At 71.0% G+C, this 410-nt stretch carries 1 protein-coding gene; it reads right to left on the reverse strand.

Features of this window, described 5'->3' with window-relative positions:
• A partial coding sequence (locus tag RNC47_RS37215) for a methyltransferase domain-containing protein (protein WP_394814968.1) occupies positions 1 to 378 on the reverse strand: 378 nt, incomplete at its 3' end.
• Positions 379 to 410: the final 32 nt, after the last annotated feature.

Raw genomic sequence — 410 nt, forward strand, 5'->3', positions numbered from 1 at the left:
GGCCATCCCGGAGGCCCGGACGAACGTGCCCGATGCGGAATCGACAGCCGGGCTCAGGCTGGATGTCGCCGCTCTCGCGGCTCCGGCATGCGCCTCCCGAGGATCCGGCTCCACCCCTACGTATCGCATGCCCGCCTGATCGAACGCCGACGCGAAGTAGCCGGGTCCACCGCCGACGTCGAGGACGGTGCGTCCGGCAGGGGATTCCCCGGTGGCGGCCGTCCACAGATCGGTGGTCAAGGCGACGGTATCGGCGGCCAGCGCCCCGTAGAACCGGGCCGGTTCGCTCTGCTCGAACCGGAACTGCGCCAGAAGGCGCACCGACCGGCTCAGGGTCGCCCGGCGGGCGAAGTGCGCGGAGATGTCGCTGGGCTGCACCCGCCCAACCTACTGACCGGTACCCTCAACAC

This window comes from Streptomyces millisiae (genome assembly GCF_031845425.1).
GTDB classification, from domain to species: Bacteria; Actinomycetota; Actinomycetes; order Streptomycetales; family Streptomycetaceae; genus Streptomyces; species Streptomyces millisiae.